The sequence below is a fragment of the Xanthomonas cissicola genome, assembly GCF_008801575.1.
GTDB lineage: Bacteria > Pseudomonadota > Gammaproteobacteria > Xanthomonadales > Xanthomonadaceae > Xanthomonas > Xanthomonas cissicola.
The window spans coordinates 70,769-89,726 of record NZ_VZPL01000008.1; the positions used below are offsets into that span (position 1 = coordinate 70,769).

14 protein-coding genes and 1 pseudogene are annotated in these 18,958 nt (G+C 67.4%); 6 read left to right on the forward strand and 9 right to left on the reverse strand.

What is annotated here, in order from left to right; translation table 11 throughout:
- Window positions 1–8 precede the first annotated feature (8 nt).
- Window positions 9–632: a glutathione S-transferase family protein gene (locus F7R02_RS05490; RefSeq protein WP_276526725.1), complete on the forward strand. Its 624-nt coding sequence runs from the start codon at window positions 9–11 to the stop codon at window positions 630–632.
- A 237-nt stretch (window positions 633–869) separates the two neighbouring features.
- Here F7R02_RS05490 and F7R02_RS05495 read toward each other — a convergent pair whose 3' ends face one another.
- A complete protein-coding gene (locus F7R02_RS05495) occupies window positions 870–3,092 on the reverse strand; it encodes a primosomal protein N' (protein ID WP_151210057.1) in 2,223 nt (740 codons plus the stop codon).
- A 469-nt stretch (window positions 3,093–3,561) separates the two neighbouring features.
- On the opposite strand from F7R02_RS05495, the gene F7R02_RS05500 reads away from it, so the two are divergent.
- Window positions 3,562–4,596, forward strand: coding sequence for a hypothetical protein (locus F7R02_RS05500; RefSeq protein WP_033485537.1), 1,035 nt, complete (start codon window positions 3,562–3,564; stop codon window positions 4,594–4,596).
- Window positions 4,580–5,182, forward strand: a complete 603-nt coding sequence (locus tag F7R02_RS05505; protein ID WP_033482395.1) for a DUF3106 domain-containing protein — start codon at window positions 4,580–4,582, stop codon at window positions 5,180–5,182. Before F7R02_RS05500 ends, F7R02_RS05505 begins: the two co-directional genes overlap by 17 nt.
- Window positions 5,183–5,370: 188 nt before the next feature.
- Here the strand turns inward: F7R02_RS05505 and F7R02_RS05510 are convergent.
- Window positions 5,371–6,617 (reverse strand): annotated as a pseudogene (locus tag F7R02_RS05510) (DUF3667 domain-containing protein).
- Window positions 6,618–6,803: 186 nt separating this feature from the next.
- Between F7R02_RS05510 and F7R02_RS05515 the strand changes: the two are divergent.
- Together F7R02_RS05515 and sppA are read left to right on the forward strand one after the other, a co-directional pair.
- A complete protein-coding gene (locus tag F7R02_RS05515; protein WP_033485535.1) occupies window positions 6,804–8,180 on the forward strand; it encodes an MATE family efflux transporter in 1,377 nt (458 codons plus the stop codon).
- 84 nt (window positions 8,181–8,264) lie between these two features.
- Window positions 8,265–10,166: a signal peptide peptidase SppA gene (sppA, locus tag F7R02_RS05520; RefSeq protein WP_151210059.1), complete on the forward strand. Its 1,902-nt coding sequence runs from the start codon at window positions 8,265–8,267 to the stop codon at window positions 10,164–10,166.
- 374 nt (window positions 10,167–10,540) lie between these two features.
- Here the strand turns inward: sppA and F7R02_RS05525 are convergent, their stop codons facing one another.
- Window positions 10,541–10,756, reverse strand: coding sequence for a hypothetical protein (locus F7R02_RS05525; protein ID WP_003484467.1), 216 nt, complete (start codon window positions 10,754–10,756; stop codon window positions 10,541–10,543).
- A gap of 276 nt (window positions 10,757–11,032) precedes the next feature.
- Between F7R02_RS05525 and F7R02_RS05530 the strand changes: the two genes are divergently transcribed.
- The gene (locus F7R02_RS05530) at window positions 11,033–11,809 is read left to right on the forward strand and encodes an SDR family oxidoreductase (RefSeq protein WP_003484465.1); all 777 of its coding nucleotides are present in this window, start codon (window positions 11,033–11,035) and stop codon (window positions 11,807–11,809) included.
- Window positions 11,810–11,966: 157 nt separating this feature from the next.
- On the opposite strand, the gene F7R02_RS05535 is transcribed toward F7R02_RS05530, so the two are convergent.
- The 6 genes from F7R02_RS05535 to F7R02_RS05560 all read right to left on the reverse strand — a co-directional run bounded on the left by F7R02_RS05535 (window position 11,967) and on the right by F7R02_RS05560 (window position 18,922).
- Window positions 11,967–12,617, reverse strand: a complete 651-nt coding sequence (locus F7R02_RS05535; protein WP_087962461.1) for a DUF4124 domain-containing protein — start codon at window positions 12,615–12,617, stop codon at window positions 11,967–11,969.
- A 23-nt stretch (window positions 12,618–12,640) separates the two neighbouring features.
- Complete coding sequence (locus F7R02_RS05540) at window positions 12,641–13,414, reverse strand: hypothetical protein (RefSeq protein ID WP_078584250.1); 774 nt, start codon at window positions 13,412–13,414, stop codon at window positions 12,641–12,643.
- A gap of 226 nt (window positions 13,415–13,640) precedes the next feature.
- Window positions 13,641–14,204, reverse strand: coding sequence for an L-threonylcarbamoyladenylate synthase type 1 TsaC (gene tsaC / locus F7R02_RS05545; RefSeq protein ID WP_003484460.1), 564 nt, complete (start codon window positions 14,202–14,204; stop codon window positions 13,641–13,643).
- 10 nt (window positions 14,205–14,214) lie between these two features.
- The gene (locus tag F7R02_RS05550; RefSeq protein ID WP_005927347.1) at window positions 14,215–16,707 is read right to left on the reverse strand and encodes a DNA topoisomerase I; all 2,493 of its coding nucleotides are present in this window, start codon (window positions 16,705–16,707) and stop codon (window positions 14,215–14,217) included.
- 182 nt (window positions 16,708–16,889) lie between these two features.
- A complete protein-coding gene (locus F7R02_RS05555) occupies window positions 16,890–18,158 on the reverse strand; it encodes an RDD family protein (RefSeq protein WP_151210061.1) in 1,269 nt (422 codons plus the stop codon).
- A 41-nt stretch (window positions 18,159–18,199) separates the two neighbouring features.
- A complete protein-coding gene (locus F7R02_RS05560; protein ID WP_003484454.1) occupies window positions 18,200–18,922 on the reverse strand; it encodes a pilin in 723 nt (240 codons plus the stop codon).
- Between the last annotated feature and the right edge of the window lie 36 nt (window positions 18,923–18,958).

The window sequence follows — 18,958 nt, forward strand, 5'->3', positions numbered from 1 at the left end:
CCGCAGCGATGCCCGCCATCACGATCTGGGGCCGGCGCAATTCAAGCAATGTGCGCAAGGTGCTGTGGTGCGCCGAAGAAGCCGGGGTGGCCTACAGCTCGATCGAGGTGGGCGGTGCGTTCGGCGGCAATGACACGCCGGCCTATCGCGCATTGAATCCGAACGGCGTGGTGCCGACCTTGCAGGATGGTGCGCTGGTGCTGTGGGAGTCCAATGCGATCGTGCGCTACCTAGCCGCGCAATATGCGCCGGCCCTGTATCCGCAGGCACCGGCCGAGCGCGCGCTGGGCGACCGCTGGATGGATTGGACCACCTCCACGTTCGCCGGTGTGTTTCGCGACCTGTTCTGGGGCGTTGTGCGCACGCCGGAGGCCGAGCGCGATCACGCACGCATCGCTGCGGCGTTGACCCAGTCGGGCGAGTTGCTCGCACGTGCCGATGCGGCATTGGCGCAGCAGCCGTACCTGTCCGGCGGACGGTTCGCGATGGGCGATATACCGCTGGGCAGCTTCATCTACGCGTGGTTCGAAATGCCGATCGAGCGGCCCGAATTGCCGCATCTGCAGGCGTGGTACGCGCGCTTGCGTGTGCGGCCGGCGTACCAGCGTGGGGTGATGACCGCGCTGACTTGAGTTTCGCGTTTGCGCTCAGGCCAGCATGGTCCATGGCAGGCGCCGCACGTGCTGCCGACCCGACACGTTGCTGCAAGGACATGGGCCTTGTACATCGCGCGACTAAATAGCCCGCGTTTTCTGTAGGAGCGCACTGGTGCGCGAGGGCATTCCCGGGAACGCCATCGCGCAAGCGCGCTCCTACGCAAGCTGGGTACACGGTGATCTAGCTGCTGCTCCGCGTGCGATACGCCCGCACTAATACAGATCGATCGGATCCACATCCAGCGACCAGCGTACGCGCCGCGCCTGCGGCAGCGCATAGATCGCAGGCAGTTGCGCATCCAGCAGACGATGCAGCGCCGAGCGCTGTTGCGCGGACAACAGCAACTGGGTGCGCTGGAAACCGGCGCGGCGTGGCATCGGTGCCGGCATCGGGCCGTAGCACTCCACTGCGGCAAAGGCAGCCGATTGTGCGGTGCTGTCTGCCGTGGTCAGGCCACGCACCGCCATCAGGAATTGGTTGGCCGCGGCCACGTCCTTGGCCTCGGCGCGGAACAGCGCCAGATGCGCGAACGGCGGAAATCCCGCGGCCTCGCGCTGCTGCAGTTCGGCGTCGGCGAAGGCGTGGTAGCCGCCATTGACCAGGGTCTGCAGCAACGGGTGTTCGGGGTGATGGGTCTGCAGCCAGACTTCGCCCGGCCGGTCGGCACGGCCGGCGCGTCCGGCCACCTGGATCAACTGCTGGGCCAGTTTTTCGGCGGCGCGGAAGTCGGCCGAGAACAGGCCTTCGTCGATGCCGACCACCACGACCATGGTTAGCCGCGGCAGGTCGTGGCCCTTGGCCAGGATCTGCGTGCCGACCAGGATGCCGGCCTCGGTGCCGAGCCGGGCGAGCTGGGTTTCCAGTACGTCGCGGCGCTGGGTGGTGCTGCGGTCGATGCGCACCACCGGGACATCCGGAAACGCTTCGGTCAGGCGTTCTTCCAGCCGCTCGGTGCCGATGCCCTGCGGCTGCAGCGCCAGGCTGGCGCAGGCCGGGCAGGCCAGCGGTGCGGGTTGGCGCGCGCCGCAATGGTGGCACTGCAGGCGCCGGCCGCCTGCATGCACGGTCATCGGGGTCTGGTGCAGCGGTGTGCTGCAGCGCTGGCAGGCAGCGGTCCAGCCGCAGTCGTGGCACAGCAGCACCGGTGCATAGCCGCGGCGGTTCTTGAACACCAGGACCTGTTCGCCACGCGCCAGGGTGGTGCCGATACCGGCCAGCACCTCGGGCGACAGGCCGTCCTTGAGCGGGCGCTTGCGCACGTCGAGCACGCGCACGCGCGGCGGACGCGCTTCGCCGGCGCGCTGCGACAGGCGCAGATGCTGGTAGCGACCGGCGTAGGCGTTGTGCAGGCTTTCCAGCGATGGCGTGGCGCTGCCCAGGATCACCGGCACATCCAGCGCCTTGCCGCGTACCAGCGCGAAATCGCGCGCGTGATAGCGGATGCCGTCCTGCTGCTTGTAGCTGCCGTCGTGTTCTTCGTCGATCACGATCAGGCCGGCGTTGGGCAGCGGGGTGAACACCGCCGAGCGAGTGCCGACGATCAGCCGTGCCTCACCGCGCCAGGCCGCCGCCCAGACCCGCGCGCGCTCGCCATCGGACAGACCCGAGTGCAGCGCATGCACCGGCACGCCCAGGCGCGCACGGAAACGCCCCAGGGTCTGCGGCGTCAGCCCGATCTCGGGCACCAGCACCAGCGCCTGCTTGCCGGCGGCCAGGCAATCGGCGATCGCCTGCAGGTAGACCTCGGTCTTGCCGCTGCCGGTGACGCCGTCGAGCAGATAGGTGGCAAAGCCGCTATGCGCGCGGATCGCGGCGGTGGCGGCCTGTTGTTCGTCGTTGAGCGGCGGGCCGTTGCCGGGGCGTGGCGGAATCGTGTCGGCCGGCACCGCCACGCGCTCGGCGTACTCGCGCTTGGCCAGGCTGCGCGCGGCTTCGCGCCACTGCGGCAGCAGCGGGTCCAGTTGCTCCTCGCCGACCGCACCGGTGCGCAGCAGGGCTGCCAGCAGGGCGGGGCGGCTGCCTGCGCGCAGGCTGGTGGAGCCGGTGCGGCCGGCTTCGGTCAGCTGCCAGGCCCAGGCGTGGGTATCGGCCAGCGGCTCGCCGCGCCGCAGCGGGCCGGGCAGGGCGCTGGCCTGGGCCTCGCCGAGCGGGGCGTGGGTGTAGCGGGCCAGCCAGTGCAGCGAGCGGGCCAGTTCATCGACCAGCAGCGGGGCCTGGTCGCACCACGCCAGTGCCGGGCGCAAGCCGTCGGCCGCGGGCAGTTGCCCGATCTCCACCACAACCCCGACCAGCTCGCGGGGCCCGAACGGCACCCGCACCCGGCAGCCGACCCGCGCCGGATCGGTCAGCGCCGCATCGGCCGGAGGCAGATAGTCGAACAACTGGGGCAGCGGCACCGGCAAGGCGACGCGCAGGGTGGCGACGGTCGAAGACATCCGACCAGTCTACCCACCCTGTCCAGAGGCCGGCGGCCGACCCCGAATCGGCCCAGATCCACGCCGGGGCAGCGGCCGCGTTTCTGTGACGGAAGTGATAAATACGACGTAAACCTATGTGAGGGTTAAGGAAACGGGTTTATCCACACCGGCTGTGGATAAACCTGTGAATTAGTCTCGTGCTCCACGCTGTGACGATGGATTCACTAGCCTCTGCAACCTCTTGGACATTTTTTAGCCAACATCCATAAGTCAATAAATTTCAATCACTTAGGCGTGAAACACGATTGCAACAAAGAAAAAACAACAGTTGACAGACGCCTGCGTATCGGTATGTCTGCCGCTGTGCACAACCCGCATCGGCGGCAGGCGCGGCCGATGTGAAGCCGGAGCGGGGCCGAGCCGATCTGTCAAGCCATCGGCGGGGGGCAATCGCGTCGGTATCATGCCGGCCGATGCTGGAGTTCTCATGACCGTAGTCCCCGACGCCCCTGTGACCCCCGCCGCGCTATCTGCCTTCTTGCGGGGTGTGGAACGCCGGGGGCTGGTGCTCGCGCAATTGCAGTGCGGCGATGTGGCCGCCGCCGAGCGCGCCCTCGCAGCGGCCTTGCGCGCCTTCAGCAGCCAGGCGGCAGGTCGGCCGATGGCAGGCTGGCCGATGCGCTTCTGGAGCCTGCTGGCCACCGCGCCACCGCTGCGGCGCGAGCCGATGCCGGGCACGTGGCTGCCCCCATTCACCGCCTTGGGCCGGATGCAGACTGCCGACCGCCTGGCGCTGCTGCTGCGGATCGTGGCCGGGCTGGAAGAAGGCGTGGCCAGCGAGGTGCAAGGCGTCGAAACGGCCGACTACCGGCAGTTGCTGGCGCGTGCCTGCCCGCGCGACGCCGCAGGCAATCCGGATGCCCAGGCCTGGCGGGCCCTGGCCGAGGCGGCGCAAGTGGAACTGCGCGACCTGAGCCCGGCCCAGTTGGCCCGGCTGGGCCAACTCCGCGATTCGGCCCTGGCCGGAATGCCGCTGCAGGCTGCCGCGCCGGCCGAGCCGGCACCGGCGCCGCGTCGTCCAGCCGCCGCGCGCGCGCGGGCCCGGCGGCAATGGCAGTGGCCCCAGCTGGAGCGCCGCCACGCCGGCGTGGCACTGGGCGTGCTGGCGGTGGCACTGCTGCTGGCAGTACTGGGCTGGTGGTGGACCCACCGCCGGCCCGCGCTTCCTCCCGAGCCCGTTTCGCAGGCGCCTGCCGGCGTGCTGCACGTGACCGACGCGGCACCGGTACTGGTGGAAGAACTCCCGGCGGCCGACCTGCCGGATGCCGTGGCCGCCCCGGGCCTGGATCCACGCGACCAGGCGATGCTGGCCGACCCGGATCTGGAGCTGGCCCGCGCTGCGGACTTCTATGCCTGGTATGCCGCCGGCCACCCGGTGCCGGTTGATGAATCCGGTGCGCATGCCACCGCGGCCGAGCAGCCTTCCGCCCCTCTGGAGACGGTCGATGATGAAACCAACTAAATGGTGCGGCCTGCTGCTTTGCGCGATTGCCGCCGTCGCCGGCGCGCAGCGCTTGCCGACGCCGCTGGAAGAATCCGCCGCTGCGCCGGCCGCGTCCACGTCCGCTGCCGCAGCGCCGGGTACATCGCCCAGCGCCGCGCAGCAGGTCGCGCGCTGGGCGGCGATGACGCCTGCGCAGCAAGCCGAGCTGCGCGCCCGCTACGCTGCCTGGAAGGGTCTGACTGCTACCGACCGGGTGGTGTTGCGCCAGGCACGCGAGCGGCTGCAAGCCTTGCCCGAGGATCAGCAACGCGCGTTGCGCACCCAGTTCGGCGCGATGGATCGCCTGCATCGCGATGGCTGGCGCCTGGGCTCGCAGGTAGGGGCGTTCTATGCCCAGTTGCAGCCGTTGATCGGCTACGTGCCGCCTGCCCAGCGCGAGGCCATGCTGGCCGCGCTGCGCAGCCTGGACGCCGGTCAGCTGGAGCAACTGGCAGTGCTGGCGCAGCGCACCCCGCCCCAGGAACGCGACGGCTTGCGCGTGGCCTTCCTGGCCGAAGCGCCGGCCACGCGCAGCACCTGGTTAAAGCGCCAACTGGCGCGTTGATCGCTCGCGCCACCGGTTCGGCGCCGTCAGCGCGCGCAATGCTTTTTAGCGTTTCGCCGGTCACATCGGTTCAAGCGGGAGCCTGTTTGCACACTGCCGCTCCAGACGCCCCACCTCCAAGCCCGGCATCGCTGCCTCGCGCTGCTATGCGGGCGTTTTCGCGCAACCGTCTGCGCAGATTCGTCGCGTCAAAGACGCGCCAGACTCGCCACCATCAATAGCGCCGCGGCCACCGTCACCAACACCAGATACACCCCGCTCAGGCCGAGGTACTTGAGCACGGTGACCGGCCAGGACTGCGCGTACACGCGCCGCTGCATCCAGAGCAGGTACACCGGCATCCAGGCCGTCAGCCCGAACTGCGCAAGTCCGATACTCCAGGTGATCGGGCTGGCGACGTGCGCCAGCGCATCGCTGAGCAGCGACAACAGCAGCTGCGTCAGCAGGTTCAGGCACAGGAAGGCGTGGCTGTACAGCGCCACCACCAGATGCTCCAGATACACCTGCCCGCTGCGCACGTAGAACACCCGCAACAGCAGCGCAAACAATGGCACCAGCACCAGCAGTGCAGACGGTACCGCTGCGAAGAACGCGTTGTAGAGCAGCTGCGGATCGCTGCGCAGCCGCGGCAGGTTGTCGCGGATATGGCGAAGTTGGGTATTGATCCAGCGGTTGGCGAACTGCGGTAGCGCCGCATAGTGCAGTGGGTTGCTCACCGGGTCCCACGGCTTGCCCGTCACCGAAAAGAACGTGCTGTCGCTGTTTGCCTCTGCGATGGGTACGGCGCTGGTCGGACGCGCGTCGGCCTGCAACTGCGTCAGACGGCGTTGCGCTTGCGCGTTGGCACGCGCGATGCCGGCGTCCAGGCTGTCGCGTGCGATGCCGGTCGGCACCGCCGCGCGTGTCTGCGTCAGCGTGTCGACCAATTGCTTGCGTACCGCTTCTACCTGCGCCGGCGTGCGTGTGCGAAATCCTTGGGAACCGCGGTCTGGCTGGTGCCGGGCGCCGGTGCGATATCGCTGTCTGCGTCGGACGCATGCACGGCGATGCGCGCAATGAAGAACGTCAACAGGCTCAGTACCAGGAACAGCCGCATCGGCGCCACGTAGCGCACGCGTTGGCCGCCCAGGAAGCGCTGCGCCACGCGTCCGGGCACCAGCAGGTCGCGCAGGGTGCGGAAAATGCGCCCATCCAGATGCCAGAACGATTCGAAGACTTCTTCCACTGCATGGGCGACGCTGCGCACCGGGTTGTGCGCGCTTTGCCCGCAGGCGTGGCAGTACGCCCCATGCAAGGCAGTCGCACAATTTTCGCAGGCCGTGGGATGGTGCGCGGTCGAATGCGGTGACATGAGCCAGGTCCGGTTGGCGAGTCGGGGAAGGCGCGTTGCCGTCGACCTGATCCCGAAAGACCGGCGTTTGGCGCACGCGTGCAACGGTATCCCGCGCCGGCCCGGTTGCAGCAGCCTTCGCGTTTTTGCCCGCGCGCGCAGTCGCGCAGCGGGCTCTACCCAGCTGCGCGGCAAGGCCGCAGTCGGAAAGTAGGCGTAAGATAGCCGGCCCGCGCGACCCGGTGCCAGCGCCTCCCGGCACGGCCGTAGTCCGCGCAGCGATCGGTTGTCATGTCTGTTTCTTCTGCACCCCCGTCCGCGACGCCAGGCTTCGCCTCGGAAGTGCGCACCACCGGCCTGCTTGCATTGCCGCTGGTGCTCGGCCACGTTTCCACCGGCCTGATCGGTTTTGTCGACAACGTCATCGCCGGCCACCACGGCACCGCCACGCTGGCTGCAGTCACCATCGGCACTTCGCTGCTGTGGCTGCCGATGCTGGTGCCGATCGGCACCTTGATTTCGTTGACCGCCTCGGTCTCGCAATTGCTCGGCGCCGGCCGCGAGCGCGAGATCGGGCCGCTGTTCCGACAGGCGTTGTGGCTGTCGCTGGGGCTGAGTGCGCTGATGTTCGTGTTCCTGAGCGTGGTGCCGCCGTTGCTGCCCACCTTCGGGATTGCGCCGGACATCGTGCCCGGTGCCACCGCGTTCTTGCACGCGGTCCGCTGGGGCGTGCCGGCGCTGACGTTCTACTTCTGCATGCGCTACCTCAGCGAGGGCATGCACTGGACGCTGCCGACCATGCTGCTGGGCTTTGGCGGCTTGCTGGTCCTGGCACCGGTGGGCTATGCGCTGACTTATGGCAAGTTCGGTTTCGCCGAGCACGGTGCCGAAGGGCTGGGCATGGCCTCGGCCATCACCATGTGGATGCAGGCGAGCGTGTTCGCGCTGTATTTGTGGCGCGCGCGACGGTTTGCGCATCTGCAATTGTTCGCCCACCTGGAAGGGCCGCGCTGGCGCGCCATCGGCGAGTTGCTACGCACCGGCTTGCCGATCGGCATTACGGTTTTGATGGAAGGCGGGTTGTTCATCGTCACCGCGCTGTTGATCGGCCGGCTGGGCTCCACCGAAGCGGCCGCGCACCAGATTGCGATCAACGTCGCGCAGCTGTGTTTCATGATCCCGATGGGCGTGGCCGAGGCCACCACCGTGCGCGTGGGCCACGCAGTGGGCCGCGGCGACCCGCAGGCGATGCGGCGCGCAGCCTGGGCCGGCTATGCCATCGTGCTGGGCACGCAAGCGCTATCGGCCAGCGCGCTGCTGCTGGGCCACGATGCCATCGTCGGCGTCTATACCGACGACGTGGCCGTGGCCGCGCTGGCCTCGGTGTTGCTGCTGTTTGCCGCCACGTTCCAGTTTCCCGACGGCATCCAGGTGCTGTCGGCCGGCGCGCTGCGCGGGCTCAAGGACACCCGCGTGCCGATGTTCTTGGCGATGTTTTCGTACTGGGGCGTGGGCATGCCGATCGGCGCCGGGCTCGGCCTGGGGCTGGGCTGGGGACCAAAGGGCATGTGGGTGGGCCTGATCCTGGGCCTGACGGTGGCGTCGATCCTGATGGGGCTGCGCTTTCGCCAGACCAGCCGGCGGCTGACCGCCACCGTGACACCCTGACTTCCAGCGCATCCCGCGCGCGCTGCGCAGCCGGTATGCTGGGCGCCATCGATCTGTATGCAGCGTCTTTCGACGGAGCTTTCCATGAACCACCCCGTGCGTCGCAATCCCATCGCCAGCTTCTTCGTCGGCCTGTGGGATGTGATGAATTTCACCCGGCGCCTGATTTTCAACCTGGTGTTCTTCGGTTTCCTGTTTTTGCTGCTGCTGGTGTTCGTGGTGGCGCTCGCGCGTGGTGATGGCACCAAGCCGCTGGCCGAGCGCACTACCCTGGTGATCAACCCGGAAGGCACGCTGGTCGAACAATTCAGTGCCGACCCGGTCAGCCGGTCGCTGGCCAAGGCGGTCGGCGACAAGAGTGCCGAAGAAGTGCAACTGCGCGACCTGGTGCGCGTGATCGAAGCGGCCGGCAAGGACCGCAAGATCGAGCGCGTGCTGTTGAACCTGGACAAGTTGCAACCGTCCGGATTCGCTTCCCAGCGCGAAGTGGCCGCCGCATTGCAGAAGTTGCGCGCCTCCGGCAAGCAGATCGTGGCCTTCAGCGAGAGCATGAGCCAGGGCCAGTACCTGCTCGCCGCACAGGCCAACGAGGTGTATCTGGACCCGATGGGCAGCGTGCTGCTGGAAGGCCTTGGCCGCTATCGCCAGTACTTCCGCGAAGGCCTGCAGGACAAGCTCGGCGTGGACGTGCATCTGTTCCGCGTTGGCGAGTACAAGTCTGCAGCCGAGCCGTACATCCTGGACGCGGCCTCGGCCGATGCCAAGGAAGCGGATCTGTTCTGGATGAACGATGTGTGGCGGCGCTACCTGGCCGACGTGGGCACCGCACGCAAGCTGAGCCCGGCGCAGCTGGCTGCCGGTATCGACACGCTGCCCGAAGGCGTGGCCGCCGCCGGTGGCGACCTGGCCAAGTTCGCGCTGCAACAGAAGCTGGTGGACGGGCTCAAGACGCGCGAGGAAGTCGATGCGCTGCTGGTCCAGCGCGGCGTCGCCGACAGCGATGCCGACAGCGGTTTCCGCAATATCGGGTTCAACGATTATCTGAGCCAGCTGCAGGCGCAGCGTTCGCCCATGGACAGTCGCCCGCAGGTGGCGGTGGTCGTGGCGGCGGGCGAGATCAGCGGTGGCGAACAGCCGGCCGGGCGCATCGGTGGCGAGTCCACGGCGGCGCTGCTGCGCCAGTCGCGCGACGACGATGACGTGAAGGCGGTGGTGCTGCGCGTGGATTCGCCCGGTGGCGAAGTCTTCGCCTCCGAGCAGATCCGCCGCGAAGTGGTTGCGCTCAAGCAGGCCGGCAAGCCGGTGGTGGTGTCGATGGGCGATCTTGCCGCTTCCGGCGGTTACTGGATCAGCATGAATGCCGATCGCATCTACGCCGACCCGTCGACCATCAGCGGCTCCATCGGCATCTTCGGCATGGTGCCGAATCTGACCCGTGCGCTGGACAAGATCGGCGTGCACACCGACGGCGTGGCCACCACGCGGTTCGCCGGTGCGTTCGACATCACCCGTCCGCTGGATCCGGCTGCCGGCCAGGTCATCCAGGCGGTGATCAACAAGGGCTACGCCGACTTCACCGGCAAGGTGGCGCAGGCGCGTCACCAGTCGGTGGACGCGATCGACAAGGTTGCGCGTGGCCGTGTGTGGAGCGGTGCGCAGGCCAAGGAGCGTGGATTGGTGGATGCGTTCGGCGGCATGCAGGAAGCGGTGGTCGATGCGGCCGACCGCGCCAAGCTGAGCCGCGGCAAGTTCCGCGTGCGCTATGTGGAAAAGCCGGCCACGCCGTTCTCGCAGTTCATGAGCGGGTTTGCCGGCAGCCGCATGGGTGCCTGGATGCTGAGCGACTCGGGCATGGCGCGCGCGCTGCTGGCCCGCTCGTTGCCGGAAGTGGACAGCCAACTGCGCTTTGTCGAAAGCGCCGTGCACGACAGCAAGGCAGGCGGCACGCCGGTCAAGTCGCTGGCCTATTGCTTCTGCGGGTTCTGACGCGTTGCGCTCAGTGAGCGAGTGATGCATCGACAACGCCGGCCATGTGCCGGCGTTGTTGTTTCTAAAGTCGGGAGATGCGGCGTTTTGAACGCACAAACGAACGAAGCAGATGGCAGGACGCATGATTCAATCGTCTAGCGTTCAAGCTATCAGCTATCAGCTAATCAGCAACTAGCTATGACGCATATTGCGGTGAACGCCTTTGCAGGTTTGGCCGCCGTTCGCACAGGTATTTGCACATTGGTGCGCGGTCCACGTGCGCTTCTGCATGCACGTGCTGCTTGGTGCACCAAGTCGTCCTGTGGTGGCAGCCGGCTAAATACAAACGCAGACGCTTGAGGACGCGACGCCAGCAGATTGCCGAGGTTCCGCTACTGCGTGGCGGCATCGATCGCCTTGCGCTGATCGTCGGCCGCCTGGTCGGTTGCGGCCTGCACCGCGTGCGCCTTGTTCAACGGTTGCTGGATGTGGTCGCGCAAGGCGGTGGCCTGCGGGTCGGGCTTCTGATCGGTGGGCGCGGGCTGCGGCCGCTGACAGGCGCCAAGCGACAACGCCAGACCAACCGCAAGCATCCAATGCATCTTCATCGTCGTGACCTCACCTGGGGTGGCGTTATCCTAGAACGTGTTATGTACTTTGAGGTGAGTGCTTTCCGGAGGGTTGGCCGTCAGCGGCACGGCGCGGGCGCCGCGCAGCTTGCCTTGGCGCCAGCCAAGCCGGCGCTACGCGGCACCCGCTCCGCACCGCTGACGGCCAACGCATCTCATCTCAAGGTGCATAACATGCTCTAACGCCCGGGCCACGCATGCGCGTCAACTGCGTTGCAGCGGCCGTTTCCTGCGCTTTTGAAGAGGATCACCCACGTGACAACGCACCGTTGGCGGCTGGATGGACAGACCGCCCTCATCACCGGCGCCAGTGCCGGCATCGGCCTGGCCATCGCGCGCGAACTGCTCGGCTTCGGTGCCGACCTGCTGATGGTGGCACGCGATGCCGATGCCCTGGCGCAGGCGCGCGATGAGCTTGCCGACGAGTTTCCCGAGCGCGAGCTGCATGGGCTGGCCGCCGATGTCTCCGACGATGAAGAGCGCCGCGCCATCCTGGATTGGGTGGAAGACCATGCCGATGGCCTGCATCTGCTGATCAACAACGCCGGCGGCAACATTACCCGCGCCGCAATCGATTACACCGAAGACCAGTGGCGCGGCATCTTCGAAACCAACGTGTTTTCCGCATTTGAATTGTCGCGTTATGCGCATCCGTTGCTGACGCAACATGCTGCGTCGGCAATCGTGAACGTCGGCAGCGTCTCGGGCATCACCCATGTACGTAGCGGCGCGCCGTACGGCATGACCAAGGCGGCGTTGCAGCAGATGACGCGCAACCTGGCGGTGGAGTGGGCCGAAGACGGCATCCGCGTCAATGCGGTGGCGCCGTGGTATATCCGCACCCGCCGCACCTCCGGGCCGTTGTCCGATCCGGATTACTACGAGCAGGTGATCGAACGCACCCCGATGCGCCGCATTGGCGAACCGGAAGAAGTGGCCGCCGCAGTGGGTTTTTTGTGCCTGCCAGCCGCCAGTTACATCACCGGCGAATGCATCGCGGTGGACGGCGGCTTCTTGCGCTACGGGTTCTAGCGCAGGCAACAAATACCGCCTGGTTCCGATTGGACGCGCATGGACGCAGAGCCGGCATGTTCATGCACACGCCGGTTCTGCACGCCTCTTCTTTCAGCAAATGGCGATTGCTCGCCCGCCGTCCAGACCCGTTGGCTCAATGACGCGACAGGGGTGTTCAGGGTATGGCGGCTGGATTGGCGCAACGGCTCTCGTCGAGAACCCGGCGCATCTGCTCATAGCGTTGCTTGCGTTCGGCCGACTGCGCTTCATCGGAGAAGCGCCAGGTGGATTCGGCCTGCTCGGCGCGTTTGCGCCAGGCCTCGCACAGGCTCTGGTCCGGCACCGGCGCGCAGCGGTCGGTGACCACCTCGCAGGCGCTGCCGCCCCCAGTGGCCGGCCCGCCGGCCAGGTTGGTGGTCTGCATCGGCAGGCAGCGCGTGGCCGGTTCGCGGTCTTCGGTGAAGTAACGCCCGTTGTCGTGTGCGGTGCACTCGAACAGTGGCGGCGGTGGCAGGGTCGACGTCGAGGTGACCGTCGGTGCTGGCGGTGCGGCGGGCGTAGCCGGTGCAACGGGCGCCGAGGCAGCCGCCTGCGCGGTAGCCCGTGGTTGGGCCGCTGGCATCGCATGTGGAGGCGATGGGTTGGTCGCGCCGCCTGGCGCGAATGGCACCGCTGCCGGTGCGGTCATCAGCTTCTTCTGTTGTTGCATGCCCTTCGGGCACGGCATGTTCTGCACCGTCAGTGCGCCAGCCGCATCGGTACAGCGATAGATGGCCACTTCCTGCGCGCCGGCCAGCGAACCGAGCGCCATCATGCCGAGCGTCATTGCGCCCAACAGCGGCCAGCGCCTCATGCGCCGCCACAGTCGCGTTGCTGGCGCGCCTCGATACCGCGCTGTTCGCGGCTGAGATCTTCGCGCTCGCTCTGCAGCGCGCTGTTGTAGCGGCGGATCAGCTCCCAACGGCGGTCGGCGAGCCGCGCGCAGACTTCCTGTGCGGGCAGGGCGTGGCATTCGTCGCGGATCTGCACGTTGCCGTAAGGCACGATGACCGTGCCGCCGTATCGGCCACCGTTGTAACCGCCCTGATAGCCGCCTTGGTAGCTATCTACGCCGAAGCTTGCGTTGCCGCGGATGTTTCCTCGTCCGGAGCCGCCCTGCACCGAGATCGCCGGACGCGGGTTCACCGAGATCGGGGGGCGCTGGATACCGCCACCGCCGCCGACCGGGGGGGCAATGGTATTGCCCACATAGGCGGGGCCCCAGGTCGGCACCCAGCGCGGATTGCCTTCCGGGCTGTCGCTCGTGTAGCGGTTGCCGTCTTCGGTGGTGCACTCGTACATTGGCTGTGGCGGTTGTACGGTGACGATACGGACCTCATGCGTGGGCGCTGCGACGACCGGTGCCGGCTCCACGCGGGCCGGACGCGGTGGTGGGTCTTGCGGCCGTTGCAGATCCAGCACCTGCTGGCGACCGCTGCTGCAAGGCGCATCCTGCAGGGCGACGGTGCCGGTGCTGCTCACGCAGCGATAGACCCGCACATTCGGGTCGGGTTTGCTCGCGGCGGTGGCGGCCGACGCAGGCAGCGCCGCGGCGAGCAGCAGAACAGTCAGGACGATGCGCATGGCCGCAGTGTGCGCGTCTGTGCGGCCGTCGCAAAGGGGGAGCGGCTGAACGGTGTGCAGGGTCGAGGCGACGACGCGCCAGATGGCTGCGGCCTGCTGCCGAAGGGGCGGGCAGTCGCCAGGTAGGCCGACAAGGGCGACCGCCCGGAACATTCGGCATGGGACAGACGAACCGATGGACCGGCCGCGCTCGCCTGATGACTGCGCGGTCGTTTCTCCGCCGTACTCAGTCGCGCAGGATCTGCCCGCTGCGTGCGTCGCGGATCTGGGTCGGCTGCGCCAGGGCGCCGGTCTCGCCATCCACCACGCCGTCGATCGTCGCCAGCAACGCCGGATCCAGGGCGGCGCGGCTACGCGCTGGCGGCTCGCCGGCCAGGTTGGCGCTGGTCGACACCAGCGGCGCCCCCCAGGCCCCGCACAGGGCCGCCACCACAGGATGCGCGCTGATGCGTACCGCCAGCCCGTCATGCTCGCCGGTGACCCAGCGCGGCGCCCGGTCGGTGATCGGCAGGATCCAGGTGTGCGGGCCGGGCCAGCTGGTCAGCACGTCCTGCCGGCGTGCCGGCTCCAGTGCGTCGATGTCGACCCAGTCGCGTAGTACGTCCACGCTCGACGCCACTACGATCACGCCCTTCTCCACCGGGCGCCGCTTGATCTCCAGCAGCCGCATCACGGCCGCTCGCTGGCGCGGGTCGCATCCCAGTCCCCACACCGCTTCGGTCGGGTAGGCGATCACGCCGCCCTGCGTCAGTGCGGCGACGGCGCGATCCAGGTCGAGTGTGTCGGTCATGCTGCGCCTCTCAGCCCGCGGCCTTGCTCACGGTTTTCTTGACCACGCGCTTGGCGGCCTTCTTGGTGGCCGTCTTCTTGGCTGGCGCCTTCTTGACAGCGGTCTTGCTGGCCGCGGTCTTGGTCGCGGTCTTCTTGACGGCAGGCTTCTTCGGCGCCGAATCCTTGACCGTATTCTTCTTCAGGGTGGCCTTCTTGGCGCCGAAGCCCTTGCGCACCGGCTTGCCGGTGTCGGCCAGCAGCTGCTGCACTTCTTCGAACGTCAACGACGCCGGCTCACGGTCCTTGGGGATCTTGCCATTGAGCTTGCCGTCGCTGATGTAGGGACCGAAGCGGCCGTTGAGCACCTGGATGTCGCTGCCGTCGAATTCCTTGATCACCCGGTTGCGTGCGATCTCTTCCTTCTCTTCGATCAGGAAGACCGCGCGCGCCAGGTCGATGGTGTAGGGGTCGTCTTCCTTCTTCAGCGAGGCATAGGTGCTGCCGCGCCGCGCGAACGGGCCGAAACGGCCGATGCCCACGCTGACATCCTGGTCCTTGTCCTGGCCCAGCGCGCGCGGCATCTTGAACAGTTCCAGCGCATCTTCGAGGGAGATCGAATAGATGCTCTGGCCCGGACGCAGCGACGCGAAGGTGGGCTTGTCCTCGTCTTCGACCGTGCCGATCTGCACCATCGGGCCGAAGCGACCGATGCGCGCGCTGACTTCCTTGCCGCTGACCGGGTCGGTGCCGAGCACGCGCACGCTGCCGGCATCGGTCTTGTCCAGCGAGTCTTTCTTGTCTTCGACCAATTCCTTGAATGGGCCCCAGAACTTCTCCATCAACGGGATCCACTCGGCTTCGCCGCGCGACACCGCGTCCAGATCGTCTTCCAGATTGGCGGTGAAGTCGTAATCGACGTAGCGGGTGAAATGCCCGGACAGGAACTTGGACACTGCACGGCCCACGTCGGTGGGACGGAAGCTGCGGCCTTCCATCTCGACGTATTTGCGGAACTGCAGGGTCTGGATGATCGAGGCGTAGGTGGAGGGACGGCCGATGCCGTATTCCTCCAGCGCCTTGACCAGCGCCGCTTCGGTGAAACGCGGCGGCGGCTGGGTGAAGTGCTGGTCGGTGACGATGCGGTCCAGCGGGACGTTGTCGCCGGCCTTCATCAGCGGCAGCTTGCGGCCTTCGTCCTCGTCCTCGCTGCTCTTGGTGTCCTTGCCTTCTTCGTACACGGCCAGGAAGCCCGGGACCACCACGGTGGTGCCGCTGGCGCGGAACACGTGCTCGCTGCCGGCCGACAGATCCACGCTGACGGTATTGAGCGTGGCCGGAATCATTTGGCAGGCCACTGCGCGGCGCCAGATCAGCTCGTACAGGCGGCGCTCGTCCTCGGACAGGAAACGCGCCACCTGCGCCGGGGTGCGCAGCGCGGAGGTCGGGCGCACCGCCTCGTGGGCTTCCTGCGCGTTCTTGGATTTGGTGGTGTAGGCGTTGGGCTGGTCGGGGAGCGAAGCGGTGCCGAAGTCGCGCGCGATCACATCGCGGATTTCCGCCAGGGCGTCCTGCGACAGGTTCACCGAGTCGGTACGCATATAGCTGATCAGACCGACCGAGCCTTCGTCGCCGAGTGCCACGCCTTCGTACAACTTCTGCGCCACCTGCATGGTCTTGCGGGTGGTGAAGCCGAGCTTGCGCGAGGCTTCCTGCTGCAGCGTGGAGGTCGTGAACGGCGGGGCAGGGCGGCGCTTGCGCTCCTTGCTGGCCACGTCGGTGACATGCAGCACGCCTTGCGCGGCCTGCTGGATGCGCAGGCGCGCCGCCTCGGCGGTGTCGCCGTCGGTCACGGTGAACTGCTCGAACTTCTGCCCATCCAGCTTGATCAGTCGCGCGTTGAACGCCTGCGAGGGATGCCGGCAATGCGCATCGATGGACCAGTACTCGCGCGGGATGAAGGCTTCGATCTCTTCTTCGCGCTCGACGATCATACGCAGCGCCGGCGATTGCACGCGGCCAGCGGACAGGCCGCGCTGCACCTTGCGCCACAGCACCGGCGACAGATTGAAGCCGACCAGGTAATCGAGTGCGCGGCGCGCCTGCTGCGCATCCACCAGGTCGCCGGCGATCATGCGTGGCTTGGCCATCGCCTCCTTGATCGCACGCGGGGTGATTTCGGTGAACACCACCCGCTGCATCGGCTTGTCCTTGAGCAGGCCGCGCTCCTTCAGGATCTCGGCGATGTGCCAGCTGATCGCCTCGCCCTCGCGGTCCGGGTCGGTCGCCAGAAAGATGTCGTCGGCACCCTTGGCGGCACGCGCGATGGCTTCGACGTGCTTCTCGTTCTTCTCGATGAGGTCGTAACGCATCGCAAAGCCGTTGTCCGGATCGACCGCGCCTTCCTTGGGGACCAGGTCGCGCACGTGCCCATACGAGGCCAGGACGGTGAAGTCCTTGCCGAGGTATTTATTGATCGTCTTGGCCTTGGCGGGCGATTCGACGATGAGCAGGTGCTTGGGCATGGTGGCAACTTCTTGGGGCGGAGCCCGGGGGGCGGGTAGCGTGGCCTAATTGGCCGGTCGAGGGAAGCGGATCGACCGTTTCCCACGCGTTAACGCCCGGGAAGGACTCCCGGGCGTTCAGTTCTCTTATTAGAAAGATCACGGCGGGCGTCGCCGTGTCAAGCGGCCAGCGCCGTGAACTGCTAGCTTTGACTCATTCCGATCGCCGCCAGCATGAAGGTCACGACCACCACCGAGAGCACCAGGATCAGCCCGTAAATGGCCAGAACCACGATGGACACGGTATCCAATCCTCTGGATTGCCGCTCCGGATGCTCGGTGAACGCCCAACGGTCCACGACCAGGGTGTCGCAGACCTTGTCGTGCGGGGCCTGCTTGCGCTCGGTCATGCCGGCCATGAAGGCCGCCACGATCACCCCGATGCCCAGGGTCAGCACGCTGATCAGCATGTAGGCCAGATAGCGCAGCACATTGCGCCAGAATCCGACCCGGCCGCCGTTGCTGTCGGCACGCACCAGCTTGATGCCGCAGGCGAGCTTGCCCAGGCTGGCCTGATGCCGGCTGGACTGCATCCAGGCGAAATACAGCGTCGGGATGGCCAGGCCGATGCCATAGGACATCACCACGATGGCGATGCCGAGCGCACTGCCGTCGTCCAACGCCGAACCCGAATCGCCGCGCGTGGTGACCAGCGCCACCACGAACACCAGCGGGATCACGATCAGGTACACCGCAAAGGTGGTGATCAGGCTATCGAGAATACTGGCGGCCACGCGCCGCCAAAGACCGGCGTAGACCACTGGCGCATCCTGCAGCGCCAGGCCTGCGGCAGGCGCGGTGAAGGCCGGGGCATCCCAGGCGCCTGGAGGTGGCGTGGTCGCCGCTGCCGGGGGGGGACCCGGTGTCGGCGTGGTGCTCGAGGTCGTGGTCGGGCTTGGATCTGAAGCCAGCGGCGCGGTGGACCATGCCGACGGGTCCGATAACGGGGATTGATCGCGCGGCGGATGTAGTGGGGAGTCGATTGCCGGGTGGTGACCGGCATCGTCAGTCGCGCCGGCATCACTGGTGCTGGCACTCGCACCGGCAATGCCGCCGCCGGCAACTGCCGGCTGCCAGCGCGATGTTTCAGCGGCGTGGTCGTCGATCGGCAAGGTTGCGGAAGCCGAGGCTGTGGCCGGCGGGTTGTCGCCGGGATACGCAGCCGACAGTGGCGCATGGCGTGTCGCATCCGCCGGCATCGGCCCGCTGGCTTCCGGGGCCGCGGCCGGCGCTGCGCCGCCGAAGCCTAGCTCGCCCTCGACCTCGTGCAGTGCCACCCACTGCGCCAGACCTTCGCGCCAGACCAGGCTGGAACGGTCGACGATGCCCTGCGACAGGCGCGCACGAAGCGTGTCCGTGTCCACCGGCCCCTGGCGCTGCCGCTGTGCGTCGGCGTAGTACCACTGCGTCATGTTGTCCCCTTAGCGTGTCGCGATCGGCATGCAGCAGGCGGTCAGCCGCGGCAATCCGGTGGAAGTTGGGTGTCGTCGATTTCGGAACTGCACCGCCAGCTGCCGGCATCCGCATCCAGCTCCAGCCATACTGCCTTGCCGTCGATTCTGGCCGACTTGGGCGCATGGAGCACGGCTTCGATGCCGCATTCGCTGCCCTCGAAACGGCCGATGCGCACGCTGCTCAGCCGCTCGCTCGCGTACTGCTCGGGTGGCTTGAACCCCGTGTCGTCATTGGCCGGGCAGCGGCCTTCACTGGCCAGAAATTCGGTGATCTGCGGCTTCAATGCCGCCAACTCGCCGACCGCCTCGGCGACCTTGGCGCGGCTCAGGTAATCGTTGTAGGCCGGGAATGCGATCGCAGCCAGGATGCCGATGACGCCCACCATCACGAAGACACCGACCACCGCACCTAGCACTGCAACCAGCGGCCAGCCTGAGCGATCGCTGCGCGGCTGCGCTGGCGCGATGGACGGATGGGCTGGCGTGATGTACGCCGCGGCAGGCGGCAACGGCGGTGGAACCGCGCCCGCCCGCACATCAGTGGAAACAGGCGGACCCAGGGTGTCGGCGCACGCCGACAGCGGCACCCAATGGTCCAGGCCTTCGCGCCAGACCAGCGTATCCAGGGCGATCACGCGATCGCGATACAGGCCCAGCAAGGCATCGTCGGCCACCGGGCCATGCCGATGGCGGTGGCCATCGGCGTAATACCAACTGCGCATCCCCGTTCCCCTGCACGCACATCCGTGGCGGCTTCA